1 rRNA gene is annotated in these 1,738 nt (G+C 53.7%); it reads right to left on the minus strand.

The features are described from left to right. A 23S ribosomal RNA gene (locus tag BOD01S_RS22130) occupies positions 1-1,738 on the minus strand; the annotation flags it as partial.

A 1,738-nucleotide genomic window follows, 5' to 3' on the forward strand; every position in this document is an offset into this window, starting at 1 on the left:
TGGTTAAGTCCTCGACCGATTAGTATTCGTCAGCTCCATATGTCGCCATACTTCCACCTCGAACCTATCTACCTGATCGTCTTTCAGGGGTCTTACTTACTTGCGTAATGGGAAATCTCATCTTGAGGGGGGCTTCATGCTTAGATGCTTTCAGCACTTATCCCGTCCATACATAGCTACCCAGCGATGCCCTTGGCAGAACAACTGGTACACCAGCGGTATGTCCATCCCGGTCCTCTCGTACTAAGGACAGCTCCTCTCAAATTTCCTACGCCCACGACGGATAGGGACCGAACTGTCTCACGACGTTCTGAACCCAGCTCGCGTACCGCTTTAATGGGCGAACAGCCCAACCCTTGGGACCGACTACAGCCCCAGGATGCGATGAGCCGACATCGAGGTGCCAAACCTCCCCGTCGATGTGGACTCTTGGGGGAGATAAGCCTGTTATCCCCGGGGTAGCTTTTATCCGTTGAGCGATGGCCCTTCCATGCGGAACCACCGGATCACTAAGCCCGTCTTTCGACCCTGCTCGACTTGTAGGTCTCGCAGTCAAGCTCCCTTGTGCCTTTACACTCTACGAATGATTTCCAACCATTCTGAGGGAACCTTTGGGCGCCTCCGTTACCTTTTAGGAGGCGACCGCCCCAGTCAAACTGTCCGTCTGACACTGTCTCCTGCCCCGATAAGGGGCATGGGTTAGAATTTCAATACAACCAGGGTAGTATCCCACCGACGCCTCCTCCGAAGCTGGCGCTCCGGGCTCTCTGGCTCCTACCTATCCTGTACAAGTTGTACCAAAATTCAATATCAAACTACAGTAAAGCTCCACGGGGTCTTTCCGTCCTGTCGCGGGTAACCTGCATCTTCACAGGTACTATAATTTCACCGAGTCTCTCGTTGAGACAGTGCCCAGATCGTTACGCCTTTCGTGCGGGTCGGAACTTACCCGACAAGGAATTTCGCTACCTTAGGACCGTTATAGTTACGGCCGCCGTTTACTGGGGCTTCAATTCACAGCTTCGCTTGCGCTAACCGCTCCTCTTAACCTTCCAGCACCGGGCAGGCGTCAGCCCCTATACGTCACCTTACGGTTTTGCAGAGACCTGTGTTTTTGCTAAACAGTCGCCTGGGCCTATTCACTGCGGCTCTCTCGGGCTTTCACCCTACCAGAGCACCCCTTCTCCCGAAGTTACGGGGTCATTTTGCCGAGTTCCTTAACGAGAGTTCTCTCGCACACCTTAGGATTCTCTCCTCGACTACCTGTGTCGGTTTGCGGTACGGGTACCTCCCACCTCGATAGAGGCTTTTCTTGGCAGTGTGAGATCAGGAACTTCGTCCATACGGACTCGTCATCACAGCTCAACGTTACAGTGTGCGGATTTGCCTACACACACGCCTTACTGCTTGAACAGAGACAACCAACGCTCTGCTTACCCTACCCTACTGCGTCCCCCCATTTCTCAAACGGTGGGGAGGTAGTACAGGAATATCAACCTGTTGTCCATCGCCTACGCCTGTCGGCCTCGGCTTAGGTCCCGACTAACCCTGAGCGGACGAGCCTTCCTCAGGAAACCTTAGTCATACGGTGGACGGGATTCTCACCCGTCTTTCGCTACTCATACCGGCATTCTCACTTCTAACCGCTCCACCAGTCCTTCCGGTCTGACTTCAACGCTGTTAGAACGCTCTCCTACCACTGACATCAAAGATGTCAATCCACAGCTTCGGTGAATCG

Origin of the sequence: Lysinibacillus odysseyi 34hs-1 = NBRC 100172, from assembly GCF_001591965.1 — a bacterium.
GTDB classification, from domain to species: Bacteria; Bacillota; Bacilli; order Bacillales_A; family Planococcaceae; genus Lysinibacillus_B; species Lysinibacillus_B odysseyi.